The sequence below is a fragment of the Citrobacter sp. RHB21-C05 genome (genome assembly GCF_013889015.1).
In the GTDB taxonomy this organism is placed as follows: domain Bacteria; phylum Pseudomonadota; class Gammaproteobacteria; order Enterobacterales; family Enterobacteriaceae; genus Citrobacter_A; species Citrobacter_A sedlakii.
Map to the genome: position 1 here is coordinate 700602 of NZ_CP057611.1, position 19483 is coordinate 720084.

A 19483-nucleotide genomic window follows, 5' to 3' on the forward strand; every position below is an offset into this window, starting at 1 on the left:
ATAGCGCTGTGAAAGGTAAGAATGGTCTTAGAACCCGCCCATCAGGCTATTAATACTCTTTACCGGTGACCCGGCTGCGAAAGCTGTCCCAGTTGAAGATCACCCACAGGCTGTTGCCGAGCCGCATACGATCCATCACCCGCTCGCCCAGCAATTTGGTCATTTCCTCCATGTTGCTGTTAGTGAGCATGCCGGTCGGACGCTTGGAGGAAGAGCGCCGATCGACGATCTGATTAATGATCACTTTTTCGTAGCGTGACTCTGTCTGTACGCCGATCTCGTCGATCACCAGCAGATCGACGTTACTGAGATCGTTTAGCAACTGCTCTTCACTGGTTTCCCGGTTGCTGAAGGTCTCTTTCATCGCGGACATAATATCCGCGACGGTAATGATCAGCACCGATTTGCCGCGCAGCAACAGTTCATTGCAAATGGCTGCCGCCAGATGATTCTTTCCGGTTCCCGGCTTGCCCGAAAAGATAAAGCTGGCGATGTTGCCGTCAAATTCTTCAACGTACTGGCGCGCTTTGCTGAGCGCGTTCATCTGTCCTTCACATTCAACATGATAGTTATCGAAGGAGCAGTTTTGATGCAATGGACGAATGCCGGAACGGTTAAAGGTACGCTGCATTTTCATCGCCCGGTTTTCGCGGGCCAGCGCCGCTGCGCGGATTTCACCTTGCTGTTTCTGCCATGCCAGCAGCTCTTCACCCGTTTTGAATGCAGGTTCGATGTGTGCTGGCATCATTTTTTGCAGACGTTTCATCAGATCGCCAACGTTTTTCATTGTTACCCTCTAAAACCCGGTGGAATTTGATTGTCAGGTTCGCTGACCGTGTTGACGTCGCGCTTCGGTAACCCGCCGTTGCTGGCGCGGCCTATCTGTACGCTGCGCGCCAGTTTTTGCTGCCACTGGACATGATGAAAGACTTTGCCTTCCGCCTGCCAGTAAGCCACGAACGCGGCCAGCTCTTCGGCGGTGACCGGCTCGCGTAGCGCCACGCCCCAAAGCGCGGCCTGACGCTGAAAGTCGTCGTCCGGGCGCCAGTCGGGATACATCGCAAATTTCCCCAGCGGCACGCTAACCGGCACCGGCTGCGGCTCTTCATACAGCTGAGCGTCCAGCGTCACGTCGCAACCCGGACGGGCTAGTTTATCTTCAAGCGCCAGTAGTTGCGCCAGACGCGCCGGAGTGACCGCGTAAAAGGCCGGGGCGTTATTGGCGAACACCGCTACCGCGCCGCCTTCGGATTTTGCCAGCACCGTCTGGTGGTCATGTAATAGGGCGTCAATACCAATGACGTCCGGGGTTAAAATTCTGGATGACATAACGTTTCTCAATACGGACTGCAACCGAGAAGGGACTCTGCTTCTATAGTAACACACCGGGGCGGGCGAGCGGCAGGGAGGAACCTGCCGCTAGGATTATACGCGTGGACGCTTGCGGTAAAGCCACAGGCCGGGTACCGACAGGCCGATCGACAGCGCGCCGACAATCGACGACGCCTTGAGGAAATTGGTCAGCAACGTGATCATCAGCGCCTCGCTGTAACCAAAGTGGCTGATTTTTACCGCGGAAATCATCGCCGTGTAGGCGGAAATGCCGGGGAACATCGGGATCACCGCTGCAACGGTAAATACTTTTGGATGCGCCAGATACCAGCGCGACCATTGAATGCCGATGCTGCCGATCAGCAGTGAGGCGACAAAAGTCGACCACTCAATATTGAAACCCGCGCTCATCATCACCATGCGCGAGCCGTGTCCGAGTGCGCCAAGCAACGCACACCAGGGCAGCGCGCGGTGCGGCACGTTAAACACCATCGCGAAACCCATCGCCGGTATGGCGGAAAGCGCCATGTCCTGCATCAGCGCGAGAATAAAATCGATTATACCCATCCGCGAAGCCCCCACAGTGTTAATGCCATCACCACCCCCACGCAGGTCGCCAGCGTCAGCAGGCTGGCGATAGCCCAGCGCGCCAGCCCGGTGTTGATGTGCCCCTTGAACATATCCGCTACGGCGTTGATCAGTGGAAAACCAGGCACCAGCAGCAGGACGCTGGCGGCCATCGCCACCGTAGGCGTCAGGCGGAAGGCCGGCAGGTGCAGCAATAAACCGGAAATTGTGGTGGCGACAAATGCCGTAATACAAAAGTTGATCTGCGGATGCAGATGGCGGTGCGCCAGCAGCTGTCGGATATACATCGCGACCATGCTGGCGATGAAGGTGATCGCCGCGCCGTCCCAGCCGCCGTTGTTCAGCTTACAGAAACAGGCGCAGGACAGGCCGACCATCAACGAGACCAGCCACCGCGGGTAACGTAAAGGTCTGAGCTGGCTAAAGCGCTTCTCGACGCCTTTGTAATCCAGCAACTTATGTTCAGCGAGGATCACAATATGTTGAACCTCTGTGACCACATGCATGTTGATCCCGCGGTCCTGGTTTTTACGCGTTGAGGTCAGGCATTGCCCGTCTTTGATGGTGGTCAGGACGATGGCGTTTGAGGAGATAGCGCTTTCCACGCTGTCCATGCCCAGTGCCAGGCCGAGGCGGGTGGAGAGTTCATCAACCAGCGCGCTTTCCGCACCGTGTTGCAGTAAAAAAAGCCCGCACTGAATGCACAACCGTGTAACCGTTCGCTGAAATGACTGCTCTTCTTGCATGACTCGCCCTGACTGAAAAGACGCGTTGCGTACTGACTGATGACGAAAGACTTCTTTGTATCATGAAGCGGACGTTTTTTGGCTCCCGCTGAGATCAATCTTTATGTTGAAAAAAGAGCCAGTTCTCTGCAGATGAGAATTTGAACTGCGCCACACTTTTATCAAATCGGTGAAAAGTGCAATTTTTGTCCGCATTTTGACCTTCTTTTTCGTCGCGTGCTTATCAAAAATGCAATTTGAAACTTTTAATCAACATTGTTTAAACAAATAATCAACTATCAGCAGGGGGACGCGATGAAAACTCAGGTCGCCATTATTGGCGCAGGGCCTTCCGGCCTGTTGCTCGGGCAATTGCTGCATAAGGCGGGGATCCGCACGCTTATCATTGAACGCCAGACGCCGGAGTATGTGCTTGGCCGGATCCGCGCGGGCATTCTGGAAAGCGGGACCGTAGATCTTTTGCGCGAAGCGGGAGCCGCCCGACGCATGGACAATGAAGGGCTGGTACATCATGGCGTTGAGTTTATCTTCGACGGTAAACGTATCCCCGTGGCGCTGAGCGAATTAACCGATGGAAAAAGCGTGATGGTTTACGGCCAAACGGAAGTCACGCGGGACTTAATGCAGGAACGTGCCGAATGTGGAGCGCCCACGATTTATGGCGTGCAGCAGGTAGACATTCACGACGCCAAAAGCGATCGCCCGTACGTCACGTTTGAAAAGGAGGGGGAGAAGTGTCGTGTGGATTGTGACTTCATCGCCGGTTGCGATGGTTTTCACGGCGTCTCGCGGCAAAGTATTCCGCGCGAGGCGATCCGCGAGTATGAAAGTCTTTGGCCTTTTGGTTGGCTGGGGCTGCTCTCCGACACGCCACCGGTGAATCCGGAGCTGATTTACGCCCATCATGAACGCGGGTTCGTGCTCTGTAGTCAGCGCTCACTAACAAGAAGCCGTTACTATTTGCAGGTGCCGCTTAGCGAGCAGGTTGAGGCCTGGAGCGATGAGCGCTTCTGGGACGAACTCAAACGGCGGCTGCCGGACGGATTAGCACAAAAGGTAGTGACGGGTCACTCACTGGAAAAAAGTATCGCGCCGCTACGCAGCTACGTCGTGGAACCAATGCAGTATGGTCGGCTGTTCCTGGTTGGCGACGCGGCGCATATCGTTCCGCCCACCGGGGCGAAGGGCCTGAATCTTGCCGCCTCGGATGTGAACTATTTATGGCGTATTCTGACGCAATATTACCAGCATGGGCGGGGCGACCTGCTGGCAAGCTATTCACGCCTGGCCCTTAACCGGGTCTGGAAAGGGGAAAGATTCAGTTGGTTTATGACTCACCTGCTGCATGATTTTCAGGACAAGAGCGATTTCGACCGCAAGATGCAGGAGGCGGATCGGCAATATTATCTTGGGTCTGTCGCCGGACTGACGACCATTGCGGAAAACTACGTCGGGCTGCCTTACGAAAAAGTGGGTTAACGAGAAGGAGAGAAAATGCCGTTCACTGATGGGGTTCCCGTTTTCAAACTGTACGGCGAACAACAGGGGTGGCCGACGCCGGAATTGCTGCACTGTGAGTCGATCCATCAGCGCAGCAGCCTGCATGAATGGCACATCCGGGTGCACCAGCACGCCGAGATTGTCCAGCTTCTCTATTTGCACCGGGGGGAGGCGATGATCGAGGTTGAAGGACTCTCGACGGTCATGCGGGAGCCCTGCCTGCAGGTGGTGCCTGCGCTGTGCGTGCATGGCTTTCGTTTCTCACCGGGAACCCAGGGCTATGTGCTCTCGCTTGCCCTGCCGCTGATAAGCCGCCTAGAGGCGCAGTTTCCACAGCCGCTCTCTTTGCTCAGCGCCCCGCAGTGCGTGCCGGTGGGACACTCCCGTCGCCATATTCACAGCCTGTTTTCGGCGTTACGTAAGGAATACCAGACGGATCACGAGGCGCGGGAAATGATGCTATTTGCCTTGCTGAGCGCGCTACTGGTCTGGCTGCGTCGGCAACATCGCCCGGCAATACAACAGGACGACAAACTGGCGCGCAGACGTAGCGCAATGCGTCTTTTTGCGCGCCAGATCGAAAGTCATTATCGCGAACACCTGCCGCTGGGGGAATATGCGCGTCGGGTGGGTCTCTCCGCGAATTACCTTAATCAGTTATGCCGTGAATTTCATAATTGCAGTGCATTAATCGTTGTGCATCAGCGCATCATGCTGGAAGCCAAACGCAGTCTGCAATATACCAGCATGACCATCAACCAGATCTCAGATTACCTGGGGTTTAGCGATGTGACTTACTTTTCGCGTTTCTTTAAAAAAAATGAAAATATGTCGCCTAAAGCATTTCGTGAATTAATGAAACAAATCCGTTATCTCAAAAAGGATTAGTAATGCTAATTTATAATTTAAGAATATTTTAATGTCTCATTCTGGATTTATGGTTAAATATTGACGGGGCAGGATTGCATTATACTACGTGGATAGTTGTATAATCGCCCATATGAATTCTGAAAGAAAACCAGGGATTAACAATTCATACTGATTATTGTTATGTTTATTTGTATTGCGTTGAATAATGTTTTTCTGCGCAAATTGCAAAAATAACAGGGCGATAACGGCTATGGGATGTGGAGGATATATGTTGCCAGGATGCTGCAAAAACGGAATTATTATCAGCAAAGTACCGGTCATTCAGGCTGGACTGAATGGGGTGATGCATCGGCATTTCCCGGAATATGACGTCTCCACCTGTCGCGCTGTCGACGAACTTACGTTATTACAACTTCGTCGTTCTAACGTTGTCATCGCCGATCTTACCGGAGAGTGCCGCCATCCGCGCACTATCTGTGAACAGTTCTCCACCCTGATCTCTCAGTATCGCGATATTCATTGGGTTTTTCTCGTCTCACGCGCCTGGTATCCGCAGGCGGTGGAATTGCTAATGTGCCCATCCAGTACGCTGCTGTCCGATGTGGAACCGATTGAAAACCTGGTCAACACCTTGCGTGCAGGCAGCAAACATCCTGACAGCGTGAGCAAAACGTTGCTGTCGCCAGAACACGTCGAGCACGCGGAATTTGGTTCGCGTTCTATTATTTTAACGCTCTCCGAGCGAAAAGTGCTGCGCTTGTTAGGCAAGGGATGGGGCATCAATCAGATCGCGATGCTGCTAAAGAAAAGTAATAAAACCATCAGCGCCCAGAAAAATAGCGCGATGCGCCGTTTATCAATCAACAGCAACGCTGAGATGTACGCCTGGATTAACAGTTCTCAAGGAGCGAGAGAGCTGAATTTACCTTCTGTATATGGAGATACGCCAGAATGGAAAACCGAAGCTATGCGGGAAATGTCGCACTCATAGAAAAATGTGTTATGAGCGGTATTGGTATTCAGGATTTATTTAAAACAAATACTGAATATCACTATAAACTGCACCTTTACTCGACACGAGATGAATTTCTACAGGCGATGAACACAACGACATTTTCTGCCGTTATTTTCTCGCTTTCTTCAATCAGAAAAGATCGCCGGATGGGGTTAATGTGTCTGGCTGAACTGGCCACCAATTTTCCCCGTATGCGACGTCTGGTGATTGCCGATGATAACGTCGAAGCGCGATTAATCGGCGCGCTGTCGCCGTCGCCGCTGGACGGCGTTCTCAGTAAAGAGGCGTCGCTGCCGGTATTACAGGAAGCATTATTTACGGCGCTTAGCGGTACCCGCCGAATTAATGAAAGTAATCATAATCTCTGGTATCTCACACAGAGCCGGATGCTCAGCCCTACTGAGCGTGAAATTTTGCGTTTTATGTCCCACGGTTACTCTATGCCTGAAATCGCCGTTGAGCTTGAGCGAAATATTAAAACCATTCGGGCGCATAAATTTAATGTGATGTCGAAACTGGGCGTCAGTTCGGACGCCGGTTTGCTGAACGCGGCGGATATTCTGCTGTAGGCGCGGGAATCGCGCTTCTCTTAAGAGTAATGCGTACGGTTGACCTTCACTGGCAGACATCCACCCAGGTCGCTGAGGTCAGTTCAGCCATCCGTTCTGGTGAAATGCGGATAGCGCTATGGATTGCGCCAGCGGCGGGAAGCACTTCGGTATACGTCTTTAGCGACACATCACAATAAACCGGTAACGGCGTCTCCAGGCCAAACGGGCAAACGCCGCCAACCGGGTGACCCGTCGCGTTCACCACTTCATCACAACTGAGCATTCGGGCCTTCGCGCCAAAGGTACTTTTAAGTTTTTTATTGTCCAGTCGCGCGTCGCCTTTCGCGACGATCAGTACGATCATGTCTTTGACTTTTAGCGACAGGGTTTTTGCGATCTGTCCCGGTTGCACATTGTGCGCTTTTGCCGCGAGATCAACCGTGGCGGTGCTTTGGTCTAATTCAATGATTTCAATATCGGGCGCATGTTCGGCCAGAAACTGCCGTACGGATTGCAAACTCATTCTTTTCTCCTGACACCATTCGACGGTTTTCCAGTGTGTGCAAAACCGCTGGCGTAATTTGTCATAAGACAGGCGCCTCTGTAAATATTTTAATGTAACAAACCAGTAACATAGACGTTTTTTCGATCCTCTTCACATTCACGGAAACCGGTTACCGTAACCGGTTGCAGTACGGGGAAGGGCGATTAATACTGCAGTTGTCACTTCCTCTGTATCACATAAAAAGAGCCACTTATGAAATCTACCAACCATGCAGTCTTTAATGTGATTTTCCGGTTCGTCGAAAACTACGTCAGCCCTGTCGCGGGGCGTATTTCCTCACAACGTCATGTCATGGCTATTCGCGACGGCTTTATTTCTGCGATGCCGTTTATGATTGTTGGATCGTTTCTGTTGGTTTTCGCCTATCCGCCGTTTTCCCCCGACACCACCTGGGGTTTTGCCAGAGGCTGGTTGGATCTGGCAAAGCAGTTTGAAGGACAAATCCTTACCCCGTTCGATATGACGATGGGGATCATGTCTATCTACATCTGCGCGGCGATTGCGTACAACCTCGGAAAACACTATGCGAAGTCACATCAGCTTGATCCCTTTATGTGCGCAATGCTGGCGATTATGGCTTTTTTATTGATCGCCGCGCCAAAAACGAAGGGGACGTTGCCGGTTGACAGTCTTGGCGGTACAGGTATTTTTACGGCGATTCTGGTGGCGATTTATTGCGTTGAGATGATGCGTTTTCTGAAGACGCATAACATCGGGATTCGCTTACCGGATCAGGTGCCGCCGATGATCAAAAACTCCTTCGATCTGTTGATCCCCGTGCTGGTCGTTGTGTTGACGTTGTATCCACTCAGCTTGCTGATCCAGGCGCAGTTCGACATGTTGATCCCGCAGGCGATCATGGCCATCTTTAAACCCCTGGTTTCGGCAGCCGATTCGTTGCCGGCAATTTTATTGGCGGTGCTGATTGGGCATCTGCTGTGGTTTGCGGGCATCCATGGCGCGGCGATCGTCTCCGGGATGCTGCAAATGTTCTGGCTGACCAATCTCGGCATGAACCAGACGGCGCTGGCGCAGGGCGCGCCGTTACCGCACATTTTTATGGAGGCGTTCTGGACCTTCTTCATTGTCATTGGCGGTTCAGGAGCGACGATGGGGCTGGTGATTTGTTACCTTCGCAGCCGTTCCGTACATCTGCGTTCGATTGGTCGTTTAAGCGTGGTGCCCAGCATCTTCAATATCAACGAACCGGTGATATTTGGTACGCCCATCGTGATGAATCCAGTGTTCTTCATTCCTTTTCTGCTGGCGCCAATGGTTAACGCCATCATCGCATGGGCAGCCATGCAGTTTGATCTGATTGGTCGGGTGATTTCGGTGGTGCCGTGGACGGCGCCTGCGCCGGTGGGGGCGGCATGGGCATTAGGCTGGGATTATCGCGCGGCGATCCTGGTGGTGCTGTTGGCGCTGGTCTCCGCCATTATCTACTTCCCCTTCTTTAAGGTATATGAGAAGCAGTTACTGGCGCAGGAAGCGGAAGAAGCGCAGCGAACTGACGCCGAAAGCGAGCAGATTGCGTTATAACGGTCCGGGAGCGAAAGCTCCCGGCTTATTTCAGCGTGCAGTCGCCGCATTGCTGCACGTCGGGCAGGCGGTATCGTTGGCAGCACGTGCGGCGTACCAGTACGCCTTCGCGCGGGACAACGGTCCGCCAGAGTGGGTTATCAGTGCCGCAGGAAAGCTGTTTTTCGAAGAAGCAGGCATGGCGAAGCGCGTGAAGTAACTCTTCGCCAAGCAGCGGTTTCATCTCGTTGAGGTACCAGTGAATAAGGTAACCGGTATTGCTCCAGATGAGTTTACCGTTAATTTCGCCCGTGGCCTCAAGAGCCTGGACGACAGGCGTTAGCGCCTGTTTGATCAGGATTTCAATGCGCATCTGCGGAGAGCATTCCGTCGCCTGACGATCCGGATGAACGTCAATCCAGAAGCACGCGGCGCGACCCGTTTCATGAAACTCCACGTGCACATGCTCGGGAGAGACATCAATGGCCGTTTCCTGCGTTAATAAGGCAAGCATCAGCGGCGGCACCATCAGACCGATATACCACTGCGCCCACAGCGATAGCAGTGGCTTGTTTTCTCGCGGCTGCGTGGGCTGGTTGCGATAAATATGGTCGGAATAGACCGCCAACAATGACTGCAGCTCATTTGGTCGACACCATTGCGCCAGAGTCATAGCAGACTGGGGAGCAGGTTCGTCCAGACGAATGAAATCCAGCAGGTGTTCGCGTGTCTGGGCGATAGTTGCGCGTACGGCCTCCGCCAGCGAAGGGCGCTGCGGCTGCAGAGGCGTTCGCCAGATGACGTTATCAATGACGGATGCGGAACGATAAGCCATAGTCTGGATAATAATCTAAATGATAATGATTGCTAATCCTAGCTATAGGCATAACCGATAGCAAGCGCTTTGTCAGGCTTGCTTCTCACGCCGCACGATTACACCACGCCGCGTCAGGCGATACCGGGATCGCTGCTGGCTAAAATATGGTTACGTCCCAGATGCTTGGCTTTATAAAGCGCTTTGTCCGCACTGCTAATGGCGCTTTCGATCTCTCTGCCTGTCAGCGGCGCGATACCGATACTGATCGTGACGTTGGTCGCGACGCTTTCATTAAACATGTGTGGGATCTTAAGGTCATACACGCTTTGACGAATACGCTCAGCGGCGGCATGCGCCTGCTGCGGATCGGCTGCCGTCAGCAAAACCATAAATTCCTCGCCGCCAAAGCGAGCAACCACATCACGCGAACGTACGGCGTCGCGAATAGCCGCGGATACGCGCATCAGCGCCTGATCGCCCATCATGTGTCCGTAATGGTCGTTGTAGGCTTTGAAATGGTCGATATCGATCAGCAACACGTAATGCTCATCGGTATCCGTCTCAAGAAGGGTCTCCAGACGGTGTTGAAGTCCCCGCCGGTTGTATAACCCCGTTAAAGGATCGAGCATGCTGAGGTCGTTCAACGTCTCTTTTTCCGCCAACAGTTTGTACATCAGCTGCTGGGCGAAATCATCGTAACGTTTTTGGATTGCATGCTGAATCGCCACTCCCGCCATGGGCAACGCCAGGAAATAGAGGATCCGCAGGCCCTGTTCATTGCCGTTTAACCACAGGCAGACCAGTACGGAGGGCAGCGAGTGAAGCGTAAAAGCGACAATATTATTGGCAAATGAAATAGATCCGATGAATAAAACAGTCAGCAGCGCCATCAGCAGGAAAGTGTCGTCCGGAGACGGGAGCTCGGTGTATTTCAACGTAATATGCGCCGCCCATAGCCCGCCAAACGCGAAAGAAACGATCGGTAAATTAATCCTTTTATTGGCGTATCTACCGTGCCACGCGAGGAGGGCCGCGCTCAGCGCCAGAATAACAATACCCGGCACTGAGACGGTTTTAATCTGATAGATCGGATAAGCAATAGCAAACAAAGCGGAAACGGCGTTAAGAAACAAAAACAGACGGAGAGAGAGCTGATATTTTTTAGCGCGCAGGGAAAGCCAGGATTGTGCAGTCATGTCTTAATTCATTATTTATCTAACAATTACACTGTTCAGGCCACGTGAAAAAAGCGAGAAGTCGCTCGCTCAAAGTAAGAGGTATTTACTTTCTATGTTTACCGCTGCGCAATTTATCACCTTAAAGAATTCATGTCATCAATGCTTAAGTAAAGCTGATGTCAGGGTGTGCAACGGTGTGCTGACAAATGAGAAAGTTTATCATATGATATTGGTTATCATTATCATTGTTAGAGGTGAAACCATGTTGCAACGGGCGCTGGGCAGTGGTTGGGGAGTATTACTGCCGGGGATCGTGATTGCCGGACTGGCGTTTGCCGATCTTTCCCTTGAGGTCTGGAAGACCATTATTGTATTAGGGCTATTACTCACTCCGGTGATGCTGTATCACAAACACCTGCGGCATTTTGTTCTGTTGCCATCATGCGTTGCGTTGATCGGTGGAATGATGCTGGTAATGATGAATTTGAATCAGGGATAAACAACAGGGAACAGCAGAAGGAAGGCCGTAAGATAATTGGTGCGAGGGGGGGGACTTGAACCCCCACGTCCGTAAGGACACTAACACCTGAAGCTAGCGCGTCTACCAATTCCGCCACCTTCGCACAGTCATCTTACTTTTTTGATATCGCCTCGTTGGTGCGAGGGGGGGGACTTGAACCCCCACGTCCGTAAGAACACTAACACCTGAAGCTAGCGCGTCTACCAATTCCGCCACCTTCGCCCAGTGCGAGCAATATCAACGTGGATTATGGTGCGAGGGGGGGGACTTGAACCCCCACGTCCGTAAGGACACTAACACCTGAAGCTAGCGCGTCTACCAATTCCGCCACCTTCGCATACCATCGATTCTTGAAAAGAATCGCTACCACGGAGGCGCATTCTAGTGGTTTTCAGCTTTTCGTCAATAGTTAATTGCGCACGCAAGCTCAATTGCTGGAAAAATGGGCGCTAACCGTAGCGTTGAACGCAGGCCGGATAAACAACGCGTTATCCGGCATCTGTAAACCATACCGGACGGTGCGCAGACACCTTAATCCAGCCAGGGATGACCAGACTATTTCTTCGCCTGGCGGGTCATAACGGTACGGTAGACCTTAAAGCGACCGGTCTGAGCGATGACCTCATGGAAGCCAAAGGTGTCGTCCAGCACCTGTGGATAGGGCAGGAAGGCGTTAGCGACGATACGCAACTCGCCGCCGCTGTTCAGGTGGCGCACTGCGCCGCGAATCAGCGCCTGCGCCGCATCCAGGCTGGTCTGCATACCGTCGTGGAACGGTGGGTTGGAGATGATCATGTCAAACCGACCCTTCACTTCAGAAAAGACGTTGCTGGCAAACACCTCACCCTCAATGCCGTTGGCGGCAAGCGTTGCGCGGCTGGCTTCAACCGCGGGTGCGCTAACGTCGCACAGGGTTAAGCGCACCTTCGGCGAGTGGCTGGCCAGCGCGACGGAAAGCACGCCAGCGCCACAGCCGACATCCAGCACTTTACCCTTGGTATGCGGCGTCAGGGTGGAAAGCAGCAACTGGCTGCCCACATCCAGACCATCGCGGCTAAACACCCCCGGCAGGGTTTTGATGGTCAGGCCGTCAACGGCGTATTCGCCCCAGTATTTTTCTGCGTCAAAGACCGGCTGTTTTTCCAGACGGCCATGATACAGACCGCAGCGACGGGCGCTGTCGACTTTGTTCAGCGGCGCAAAGTCCGCCAGCATCTGTTCAGCGCTGCGCACGCCGCTGCGGTTTTCGCCAACGACAAAAATATCGGTGCCCACCGGTAACAGCGACAGCAGATTCATCAGCTGGAACTGGGCTTCCGGTTTGTTTTTCGGCCAGTAGTAGATCAGCGTATCGCTGTCGGCCACATCTTCAGCCTGGGCTACCAGGCTAAAACGGGCGCTGTCGCCCATCTGGCCGCTTAGCTCCTGCCAGTGGTGAAACTGTTGGGTATGCACACGGCTGGCGGCGCTGGCAAAACGCGCGGGCAGGTCATCCTGCAAATCTCCGGCAAACAGAATACGGCTTTGTTCGAAATCATCACTGTGGCGCAGCAAGACTTCACTTGCCGGGGTAAAAGCAGACATGGAAGGCTCCTTAAGTTAATCAGCCGGGGATTATAGAGCGTAATTGGCGCAGTTTCGATGAATTTGCTATATTTGCGCCCTTGACAGACAGGAGCGTTTTACATGACATCGCGGCGAGACTGGCAATTGCAACAGTTGGGTATCACCCAGTGGTCACTGCGTCGCCCTGGCGCTTTACAGGGCGAGATTGCGATTACGCTTCCCCGGCACGTCAGCCTGGTGATCGTTGGCGACGATCTCCCCGCGCTGACGGAACCGCTGATGCGCGATATTCTTCGCGCGCTGCGCCTGACGCCGGATCAGGTATTACCGTTGACGCCCGACCGCGTGGTCATGCTGCCGCAGGGGAGCCGCTGCCACTGCTGGCGTCTCGGCAACGATGCGCCCGTCACGCTGGAAGGGGCGGTGATTTCAACGCCTTCATTTAATGAACTACAAACCAGCGCGCCCGCGCGCGCCGCGTTATGGCGACAAATCTGCACACATGAACACGATTTCTTCCCTCAGCCAGCGTGACTTACCCGCGGCGTTTCAGATTGAAAAGCGCGCCCACGCGTTTCCCTGGAGTGAACAGACATTTACCAGTAATCAGGGGGAACGTTATCTCAACTATCAGTTGACGATAGACGGACGCATGGCCGCATTTGCCATCACGCAGGTGGTAGTCGATGAAGCGACGCTGTTCAATATCGCGGTCGATCCCGACTTTCAGCGTCAGGGCGTAGGGAAAGCGCTGCTGGAACACCTCATTGATGAGCTGGAAAAACGCGGCGTCCTGACGCTGTGGCTGGAGGTTCGCGCCTCCAACGTTGCCGCCATCGCACTGTATGAAAGCTTAGGCTTCAACGAGGCAACGATTCGCCGCAACTACTACCCGACCGCCGACGGTCGCGAGGACGCCATCATAATGGCACTGCCAATCAGTATGTAAGAGAAGGTGTAATGATGAAGTGGGACTGGATTTTCTTTGATGCCGACGAAACGCTGTTTACGTTTGACTCGTTTACCGGCTTACAGCGGATGTTTCTCGACTATAGCATCACCTTTACCGCTGAGGATTTTCAGGACTATCAGGCCGTCAATAAACCACTGTGGGTGGATTACCAAAACGGCGCGATCACCTCATTACAGCTTCAGCATGCCCGGTTTCAAAGCTGGGCGGAACGGCTCAACGTGGCGCCGGGGCAGCTTAATGACGCCTTTATAAATGCGATGGCGGAGATCTGCGCACCGCTACCAGGCGCTGTGTCGCTGCTTAATGCCCTGCGCGGCAATGCCCGGCTTGGCATCATCACCAACGGTTTTACCGCCCTGCAACAGATCCGTTTAGAGCGGACCGGTCTGCGCGATTATTTTGATTTGCTGGTCATCTCGGAAGAAGTTGGCGTGGCGAAGCCGGACCCGAAGATTTTCGATTACGCGCTGGCGCAGGCCGGTAATCCGGACCGTTCCCGGGTACTGATGGTGGGCGATACCCCGGCATCTGATATCCTCGGCGGTATCAATGCCGGGCTGGCGACATGCTGGTTGAATGCGCATCATCGCGAGCAGCCAGAAGGCATACAACCGACCTGGACCGTGACGTCATTAGCCGAACTGGAGCAACTCCTGTGTAAACACTGATTGCCTCCCCCCCGTTGATGGGTAAAATAGCCGCAATTTTTCGTATTCAACATGCGCGGCGCGACGCCGCGCTTACCAAGAAGAATGAATTATGACGTTGTCTCCTTATTTGCAGGAGGTGGCCAAGCGCCGCACTTTTGCCATTATTTCTCACCCGGACGCCGGTAAAACCACCATCACCGAGAAGGTGCTGCTGTTCGGACAGGCTATCCAGACGGCGGGTACCGTTAAAGGCCGTGGTTCCAGCCAGCACGCGAAATCCGACTGGATGGAAATGGAAAAGCAGCGTGGTATCTCTATTACCACCTCAGTAATGCAGTTTCCGTATCACGACTGCCTGGTAAACCTGCTGGACACCCCGGGGCACGAAGACTTCTCGGAAGATACTTACCGCACGCTGACGGCAGTGGACTGCTGTCTGATGGTTATCGACGCCGCGAAAGGCGTCGAGGATCGCACGCGTAAGCTGATGGAGGTCACCCGTCTGCGCGATACGCCGATCCTGACCTTTATGAACAAGCTCGACCGCGACATCCGCGACCCGATGGAACTGCTGGACGAAGTTGAGAACGAGCTGAAAATTGGCTGTGCGCCGATCACCTGGCCGATCGGTTGCGGCAAGCTGTTCAAGGGGGTGTATCACCTCTATAAAGACGAAACGTATCTGTACCAGACAGGGAAAGGCCATACCATTCAGGAAGTGCGCATTGTTAAAGGGCTGAACAACCCGGATCTCGACGCCGCTGTGGGGGACGATCTGGCGCAGCAGCTGCGCGATGAACTGGAACTGGTGCAGGGCGCGTCTAACGAATTCGACAAAGAACTGTTCCTCGCCGGGGAAATCACGCCGGTCTTCTTTGGTACCGCGCTGGGTAACTTTGGCGTTGACCACATGCTGGACGGTCTGGTGGAGTGGGCGCCAGCGCCGATGCCGCGTCAAACCGACACCCGCACCGTGGAAGCCAAAGAAGAGAAGTTCACTGGCTTTGTCTTTAAGATTCAGGCCAACATGGATCCGAAACACCGCGACCGCGTGGCGTTTATGCGCGTCGTTTCCGGAAAATATGAAAAAGGCATGAAAATGCGTCAGGTGCGCATCGGTAAAGACGTGGTGATTTCTGATGCGCTGACCTTCATGGCTGGCGATCGTTCACACGTTGAAGAAGCGTATCCGGGGGATATTCTTGGCCTGCATAACCACGGCACCATTCAGATCGGCGACACCTTTACTCAGGGTGAGATGATGAAGTTCACCGGTATCCCGAACTTCGCGCCGGAACTGTTCCGCCGCATCCGCCTCAAAGATCCGCTCAAGCAGAAACAGCTGTTGAAAGGGCTGGTCCAGCTGTCGGAAGAGGGCGCGGTGCAAGTGTTCCGCCCTATCGCCAACAACGATCTGATCGTCGGCGCGGTCGGTGTGCTGCAGTTTGACGTGGTGGTTGCGCGTCTGAAGAGCGAATACAACGTTGAAGCGATTTATGAATCCGTCAACGTGGCGACTGCTCGCTGGGTGGAATGCGCTGACGCGAAGAAGTTCGAAGAGTTTAAACGTAAAAATGAAGTTCAACTGGCGCTGGATGGCGGTGACAACCTCACCTACATTGCGCCAACGATGGTTAACCTCAACCTGACGCAGGAACGTTATCCTGATGTTCAGTTCCGTAAGACTCGCGAGCACTAATCTCCCTCTCAGAGCGCGGCAATGCTGCGCTCTGCCACTTTCCCTGCCTTTTTAGTCCCTTGCGGAATGTTCTTAAATCCCTCTCTTTTGCTTATGTTTGCCGATTTTTTGCGCAATTCCCCGCGCGATTTCAAAATTGTGATCTATATTTAACAAAGTGATGACATAAATATTGGCTTTAAATACCGTTCAATGCGTGAAGTGGAGTGCTTAAAGCTGATGTTGATTGTAGCCACGATATTAATAACTGAAACGGAAGGGCCTTCGACAGCACTGCTTCACGCGTTGTGAATGTGACCGCTGCCATTGACTTCTGACTGGGTGATGTTTTGTCACCCCATTCAGCAATGCAACCCCGTGTTGCCGGAGCTCAAATTACGAGCAAACATACAGGAATAGATCGATGACTATGACAAGACTGAAGATTTCTAAAACTCTGCTGGCCGTAATGCTGACGTCTGCTGTGGCGACGGGTTCTGCATATGCAGAAAACGCTACCATGGACAAAGCGCAAGCCGGGGCCGAAAGCGCAGGGCAAAAAGTCGATAGCTCTATGAATAAAGTCGGTAATTTCATGGATGACAGCGCCATTACCGCAAAAGTAAAAGCGGCACTGGTGGATCATGAAAATATTAAGAGCACCGATATTTCTGTCAAAACCGATCAGAAAGTGGTGACCCTGAGCGGCTTCGTCGAAAGTCAGGCACAGGCTGAAGAAGCCGTGAAAGTGGCGAAAGGCGTGGAAGGCGTGACCTCGGTGAGCGACAAACTGCACGTTCGCGACGGTAAAGAGAGTTCAGTGAAAGGCTATGCCGGTGATACGGCAACCACCAGTGAAATCAAAGCCAAACTGCTGGCGGATGACATTGTTCCTTCCCGAAAAGTGAAAGTGGAAACCACCGATGGTGTTGTCCAGCTGTCCGGAACCGTAGAGTCGCAGGCGCAAATCGATCGCGCTGAGAGCATCGCAAAAGCCGTTGATGGCGTGAAAAGCGTCAAGAACGATCTGAAAGCTCAGTAATTCTTCGTATTCGACCTCCTGACATTTGTCGGGAGGCGTAATGTGCACCACACTAAAAATATCGCGAATGAGTAGCCTGAGCGCTCATAACAAGCGGTCGACATTAACTATGGTAAAGGAGAGGCTTATGTTTCGTTGGGGCATTATATTTCTGGTTATCGCGTTAATTGCCGCCGCTCTGGGATTTGGTGGACTGGCAGGTACAGCTGCAGGCGCAGCGAAAATTGTTTTCGTCGTCGGTATCATCCTGTTCCTGGTCAGCCTGTTTATGGGCCGTAAACGACCCTAGTGCGTGAAAGCGTAACGCTAACTTGCAACGAAGCCAGTCCAGTGGACTGGCTTTTTCTGTTTTCGCCGCGGTCAATTTGCGTTACTTTGGCTCCCTTAAGCATAACAATAACAGGAAGGCAGAGGTGGGGCAGCGTATACCCGTCACGCTCGGCAATATTGCGCCGTTGTCATTAAGACCGTTCAAGCCGGGCCGCCTGGCGCTGGTGTGTGAAGGCGGAGGACAGCGCGGCATCTTTACCGCAGGCGTGCTGGATGAATTTATGCGCGCGCAGTTTAATCCGTTCGATCTCTACTACGGCACCTCCGCAGGCGCGCAAAATCTTTCAGCCTACCTCTGTAATCAGCCTGGCTATGGGCGCAAAGTCATCATGCGTTACACCACGCGCAAAGAATTTTTTGATCCGTTGCGCTTTGTGCGTGGAGGCAATCTTATCGATCTTGACTGGCTGGTGGAGGCGACCGCCAGCCAGATGCCGCTGCAAATGGATACTGCCGCCCGGCTGTTCGACAGCGGCAAACATTTTTATATGTGCGCCTGCCGTGGCGACGACTATACGCCCGGTTACTTCACGCCGACGAAGCAGAACTGGCTGGATATCATTCGCGCGTCGAGCGCAATCCCCGGTTTTTATCGCACCGGGGTGTCGCTGGAAGGGGTCAGCTACCTGGACGGTGGGATTAGCGATGCGATCCCGGTTCGCGAAGCAGTGAAACAAGGGGCGCAAACGGTGGTGGTGATCCGCACCGTGCCGTCGCAAATGTATTACACGCCGCAATGGTTCAAGCGCATGGAGCGCTGGCTGGGCGAGAGCAGCCTGCAGCCGCTGGTGAATCTGGTGCAGCATCATGAGGCAAGTTACACCGACATCCAGCGTTTCATTGAAAAGCCGCCGGGCAGGATCCGTCTTTTTGAAATTTATCCGCCGAAGCCATTAAAAAGCATGGCGTTGGGCAGCCGCATTCCGGCGTTGCGCGAAGATTATAAAGTCGGGCGGCTATGTGGCCGTTATTTTCTCGCCACGGTCGGTAAAATGCTGGCCGAAGAGCCGCCTTTGCTGCGGCATCTTCCGAAAATTGTCACGCCTGGCCCGGTGGTGGTGCCTCCCGCACCGGTCGCCAACGATACCCATGTGGCGGCGGTGTCAGCAGCGCCGCAGGCCAATGACACACTGTTTACTGATGAGGATCTGGCGTGAGTTTGCGTTTTATCGATACCCATTGTCACTTTGATTTTCCGCCGTTTACCGGCGATGAGCGCGCCAGCCTGCAGCGGGCTTGCGCAGCGGGTATTGAGAAGATCATTGTGCCAGCGACAGAGGCGGCCAATTTTGCCCGCGTACTGGCGCTGGCAGAACGCTTCGTACCGCTATACGCCGCGCTGGGGCTACACCCGATAGTGATCGAACAGCATGCGGATGACGGTCTGGAACGCTTACAGCAGGTTCTGGACGATCGTCCGGCAAAAGTGGTGGCGGTGGGAGAGATCGGCCTGGATCTGTTTCGCGACGACCCGCGGTTCGACAGGCAGGAACAGATCCTGGAGGCGCAGCTAAAGCTGGCAAAACGCTACGATCTGCCAGTGATCCTCCATTCCCGTCGCACCCATGACAAGCTGGCGATGCATCTGAAGCGTCAGAACCTGCCGCGCACCGGCGTAGTCCACGGCTTTGCCGGCAGTTTTCAGCAAGCCGAGCGTTTCGTGCAACTGGGTTACCGGATTGGCGTCGGCGGCACGATCACCTATCCGCGCGCCAGCAAAACCCGCGACGTGATAGCGCAACTGCCGCTGACGGCGCTACTGCTGGAAACCGATGCCCCGGACATGCCGCTTAATGGTTTTCAGGGCCAGCCAAACCGCCCGGAACAGGCGGCTAAGGTGTTTGATGCGCTTTGCGAACTGCGCCCGGAACCTGCGGACGTGATCGCTGACGCGTTGTACCGCAATACCACGGCGTTGTTTGATGTGTAATATCGTTGTCGCTGCTCAGTGTTCAAATGTGCTGAAGAGGTAGAGAAGCACTTCCCGTAGGGTGAACGCAACCTGTTGCTGATGTGACAACGTTGAGAATATCCTGGAGCC

Annotated in this window: 22 protein-coding genes and 3 tRNA genes; 14 read left to right on the plus strand and 11 right to left on the minus strand. The window is 53.7% G+C overall.

The features are described from left to right. Nucleotides 1-49 precede the first annotated feature (49 nt). The 4 genes from dnaC to HVX72_RS03320 form a co-directional block, all read right to left on the minus strand. Nucleotides 50-787: a DNA replication protein DnaC gene (dnaC, locus tag HVX72_RS03305; protein ID WP_042292276.1), complete on the minus strand. Its 738-nt coding sequence runs from the start codon at nt 785-787 to the stop codon at nt 50-52. Nucleotides 788-789: 2 nt separating this feature from the next. Beyond that, a complete protein-coding gene (dnaT, locus tag HVX72_RS03310; protein WP_042292273.1) occupies nt 790-1329 on the minus strand; it encodes a primosomal protein DnaT in 540 nt (179 codons plus the stop codon). 96 nt (nt 1330-1425) lie between these two features. Further along, nucleotides 1426-1899, minus strand: coding sequence for a threonine/serine exporter (locus HVX72_RS03315; protein WP_042292271.1), 474 nt, complete (start codon nt 1897-1899; stop codon nt 1426-1428). Continuing rightward, nucleotides 1890-2666: a threonine/serine exporter ThrE family protein gene (locus HVX72_RS03320; protein WP_042292269.1), complete on the minus strand. Its 777-nt coding sequence runs from the start codon at nt 2664-2666 to the stop codon at nt 1890-1892. Before HVX72_RS03320 ends, HVX72_RS03315 begins: the two co-directional genes overlap by 10 nt. Before the next feature lie 294 nt (nt 2667-2960). On the opposite strand from HVX72_RS03320, the gene pobA reads away from it, so the two are divergent. The 4 genes from pobA (at nt 2961) to bglJ (ending at nt 6620) form a co-directional block, all read left to right on the plus strand. Beyond that, nucleotides 2961-4145: a 4-hydroxybenzoate 3-monooxygenase gene (gene pobA / locus HVX72_RS03325; RefSeq protein WP_181822539.1), complete on the plus strand. Its 1185-nt coding sequence runs from the start codon at nt 2961-2963 to the stop codon at nt 4143-4145. 15 nt (nt 4146-4160) lie between these two features. Beyond that, nucleotides 4161-5054: a helix-turn-helix domain-containing protein gene (locus HVX72_RS03330; RefSeq protein WP_181822540.1), complete on the plus strand. Its 894-nt coding sequence runs from the start codon at nt 4161-4163 to the stop codon at nt 5052-5054. 250 nt (nt 5055-5304) lie between these two features. Next, nucleotides 5305-6027: a response regulator transcription factor gene (locus HVX72_RS03335; protein WP_060570312.1), complete on the plus strand. Its 723-nt coding sequence runs from the start codon at nt 5305-5307 to the stop codon at nt 6025-6027. Beyond that, nucleotides 5988-6620 (plus strand): DNA-binding transcriptional activator BglJ, encoded by a 633-nt coding sequence (gene bglJ, locus HVX72_RS03340; RefSeq protein WP_060570311.1) that lies wholly within the window; start codon nt 5988-5990, stop codon nt 6618-6620. The genes HVX72_RS03335 and bglJ overlap by 40 nt, the downstream gene beginning before the upstream one ends. Before the next feature lie 46 nt (nt 6621-6666). Here bglJ and HVX72_RS03345 read toward each other — a convergent pair whose 3' ends face one another. Then, nucleotides 6667-7125, minus strand: a complete 459-nt coding sequence (locus tag HVX72_RS03345; RefSeq protein ID WP_181822541.1) for a YbaK/EbsC family protein — start codon at nt 7123-7125, stop codon at nt 6667-6669. 234 nt (nt 7126-7359) lie between these two features. On the opposite strand from HVX72_RS03345, the gene HVX72_RS03350 reads away from it, so the two are divergent. Beyond that, nucleotides 7360-8709 carry a PTS sugar transporter subunit IIC gene (locus HVX72_RS03350; RefSeq protein ID WP_042292252.1) on the plus strand — a complete coding sequence of 450 codons (1350 nt, stop codon included), beginning with the start codon at nt 7360-7362 and terminating at the stop codon, nt 8707-8709. 25 nt (nt 8710-8734) lie between these two features. Here the strand turns inward: HVX72_RS03350 and fhuF are convergent, their stop codons facing one another. Together fhuF and HVX72_RS03360 are read right to left on the minus strand one after the other, a co-directional pair. Beyond that, nucleotides 8735-9523, minus strand: coding sequence for a siderophore-iron reductase FhuF (gene fhuF, locus HVX72_RS03355; protein WP_042292249.1), 789 nt, complete (start codon nt 9521-9523; stop codon nt 8735-8737). A gap of 113 nt (nt 9524-9636) precedes the next feature. Then, nucleotides 9637-10701, minus strand: coding sequence for a GGDEF domain-containing protein (locus HVX72_RS03360; protein ID WP_181822542.1), 1065 nt, complete (start codon nt 10699-10701; stop codon nt 9637-9639). A gap of 205 nt (nt 10702-10906) precedes the next feature. Between HVX72_RS03360 and HVX72_RS03365 the strand changes: the two genes are divergently transcribed. Then, entirely contained in the window at nt 10907-11182 is a 276-nt protein-coding gene (locus tag HVX72_RS03365) for a DUF1435 domain-containing protein (protein ID WP_181823235.1), read from the plus strand. A 37-nt stretch (nt 11183-11219) separates the two neighbouring features. Here the strand turns inward: HVX72_RS03365 and HVX72_RS03370 are convergent. The 4 genes from HVX72_RS03370 to rsmC all read right to left on the minus strand — a co-directional run bounded on the left by HVX72_RS03370 (nt 11220) and on the right by rsmC (nt 12787). Further along, a tRNA-Leu gene (locus tag HVX72_RS03370) sits at nt 11220-11306 on the minus strand. 32 nt (nt 11307-11338) lie between these two features. Then, nucleotides 11339-11425 (minus strand) — tRNA-Leu (locus HVX72_RS03375). Between the two features lie 28 nt (nt 11426-11453). Beyond that, a tRNA-Leu gene (locus HVX72_RS03380) sits at nt 11454-11540 on the minus strand. 218 nt (nt 11541-11758) lie between these two features. Further along, a complete protein-coding gene (rsmC, locus tag HVX72_RS03385; protein WP_181822543.1) occupies nt 11759-12787 on the minus strand; it encodes a 16S rRNA (guanine(1207)-N(2))-methyltransferase RsmC in 1029 nt (342 codons plus the stop codon). 102 nt (nt 12788-12889) lie between these two features. Between rsmC and HVX72_RS03390 the strand changes: the two genes are divergently transcribed. From HVX72_RS03390 to HVX72_RS03425, 8 genes are all read left to right on the plus strand, one after another. Next, complete coding sequence (locus HVX72_RS03390; RefSeq protein ID WP_042292241.1) at nt 12890-13303, plus strand: DNA polymerase III subunit psi; 414 nt, start codon at nt 12890-12892, stop codon at nt 13301-13303. Beyond that, nucleotides 13272-13718: a ribosomal protein S18-alanine N-acetyltransferase gene (gene rimI, locus HVX72_RS03395; protein WP_042292239.1), complete on the plus strand. Its 447-nt coding sequence runs from the start codon at nt 13272-13274 to the stop codon at nt 13716-13718. The genes HVX72_RS03390 and rimI overlap by 32 nt, the downstream gene beginning before the upstream one ends. 14 nt (nt 13719-13732) lie before the next feature. Then, nucleotides 13733-14410: a pyrimidine 5'-nucleotidase gene (gene yjjG, locus HVX72_RS03400; protein ID WP_042292375.1), complete on the plus strand. Its 678-nt coding sequence runs from the start codon at nt 13733-13735 to the stop codon at nt 14408-14410. A 91-nt stretch (nt 14411-14501) separates the two neighbouring features. After that, nucleotides 14502-16091, plus strand: coding sequence for a peptide chain release factor 3 (prfC, locus tag HVX72_RS03405; RefSeq protein WP_042292237.1), 1590 nt, complete (start codon nt 14502-14504; stop codon nt 16089-16091). 403 nt (nt 16092-16494) lie between these two features. Continuing rightward, a complete protein-coding gene (gene osmY, locus HVX72_RS03410) occupies nt 16495-17112 on the plus strand; it encodes a molecular chaperone OsmY (protein WP_042292235.1) in 618 nt (205 codons plus the stop codon). Between the two features lie 127 nt (nt 17113-17239). Then, complete coding sequence (locus HVX72_RS03415; RefSeq protein WP_000490275.1) at nt 17240-17401, plus strand: DUF1328 family protein; 162 nt, start codon at nt 17240-17242, stop codon at nt 17399-17401. Nucleotides 17402-17525: 124 nt separating this feature from the next. Beyond that, a complete protein-coding gene (locus HVX72_RS03420; protein ID WP_060569488.1) occupies nt 17526-18599 on the plus strand; it encodes a patatin family protein in 1074 nt (357 codons plus the stop codon). Next, complete coding sequence (locus HVX72_RS03425) at nt 18596-19372, plus strand: metal-dependent hydrolase (RefSeq protein WP_042292231.1); 777 nt, start codon at nt 18596-18598, stop codon at nt 19370-19372. The genes HVX72_RS03420 and HVX72_RS03425 overlap by 4 nt, the downstream gene beginning before the upstream one ends. The last annotated feature ends 111 nt before the right edge of the window (nt 19373-19483 follow it).

Coding starts and splice junctions, on each gene's coding strand:
- osmY (WP_042292235.1), top strand. CDS start 16,495: ATGACTATGACAAGACTGAAGATTTCTAAAACTCTGCTGGCCGTAATG.
- HVX72_RS03390 (WP_042292241.1), top strand. CDS start 12,890: ATGACATCGCGGCGAGACTGGCAATTGCAACAGTTGGGTATCACCCAG.
- HVX72_RS03345 (WP_181822541.1), bottom strand. CDS start 7,125: ATGAGTTTGCAATCCGTACGGCAGTTTCTGGCCGAACATGCGCCCGAT.
- HVX72_RS03360 (WP_181822542.1), bottom strand. CDS start 10,701: ATGACTGCACAATCCTGGCTTTCCCTGCGCGCTAAAAAATATCAGCTC.
- dnaC (WP_042292276.1), bottom strand. CDS start 787: ATGAAAAACGTTGGCGATCTGATGAAACGTCTGCAAAAAATGATGCCA.
- pobA (WP_181822539.1), top strand. CDS start 2,961: ATGAAAACTCAGGTCGCCATTATTGGCGCAGGGCCTTCCGGCCTGTTG.
- dnaT (WP_042292273.1), bottom strand. CDS start 1,329: ATGTCATCCAGAATTTTAACCCCGGACGTCATTGGTATTGACGCCCTA.
- HVX72_RS03365 (WP_181823235.1), top strand. CDS start 10,907: ATGATATTGGTTATCATTATCATTGTTAGAGGTGAAACCATGTTGCAA.
- rsmC (WP_181822543.1), bottom strand. CDS start 12,787: ATGTCTGCTTTTACCCCGGCAAGTGAAGTCTTGCTGCGCCACAGTGAT.
- prfC (WP_042292237.1), top strand. CDS start 14,502: ATGACGTTGTCTCCTTATTTGCAGGAGGTGGCCAAGCGCCGCACTTTT.
- HVX72_RS03315 (WP_042292271.1), bottom strand. CDS start 1,899: ATGGGTATAATCGATTTTATTCTCGCGCTGATGCAGGACATGGCGCTT.
- HVX72_RS03335 (WP_060570312.1), top strand. CDS start 5,305: ATGTTGCCAGGATGCTGCAAAAACGGAATTATTATCAGCAAAGTACCG.
- yjjG (WP_042292375.1), top strand. CDS start 13,733: ATGAAGTGGGACTGGATTTTCTTTGATGCCGACGAAACGCTGTTTACG.
- HVX72_RS03415 (WP_000490275.1), top strand. CDS start 17,240: ATGTTTCGTTGGGGCATTATATTTCTGGTTATCGCGTTAATTGCCGCC.
- bglJ (WP_060570311.1), top strand. CDS start 5,988: ATGGAAAACCGAAGCTATGCGGGAAATGTCGCACTCATAGAAAAATGT.
- fhuF (WP_042292249.1), bottom strand. CDS start 9,523: ATGGCTTATCGTTCCGCATCCGTCATTGATAACGTCATCTGGCGAACG.
- HVX72_RS03320 (WP_042292269.1), bottom strand. CDS start 2,666: ATGCAAGAAGAGCAGTCATTTCAGCGAACGGTTACACGGTTGTGCATT.
- HVX72_RS03350 (WP_042292252.1), top strand. CDS start 7,360: ATGAAATCTACCAACCATGCAGTCTTTAATGTGATTTTCCGGTTCGTC.
- HVX72_RS03330 (WP_181822540.1), top strand. CDS start 4,161: ATGCCGTTCACTGATGGGGTTCCCGTTTTCAAACTGTACGGCGAACAA.
- rimI (WP_042292239.1), top strand. CDS start 13,272: ATGAACACGATTTCTTCCCTCAGCCAGCGTGACTTACCCGCGGCGTTT.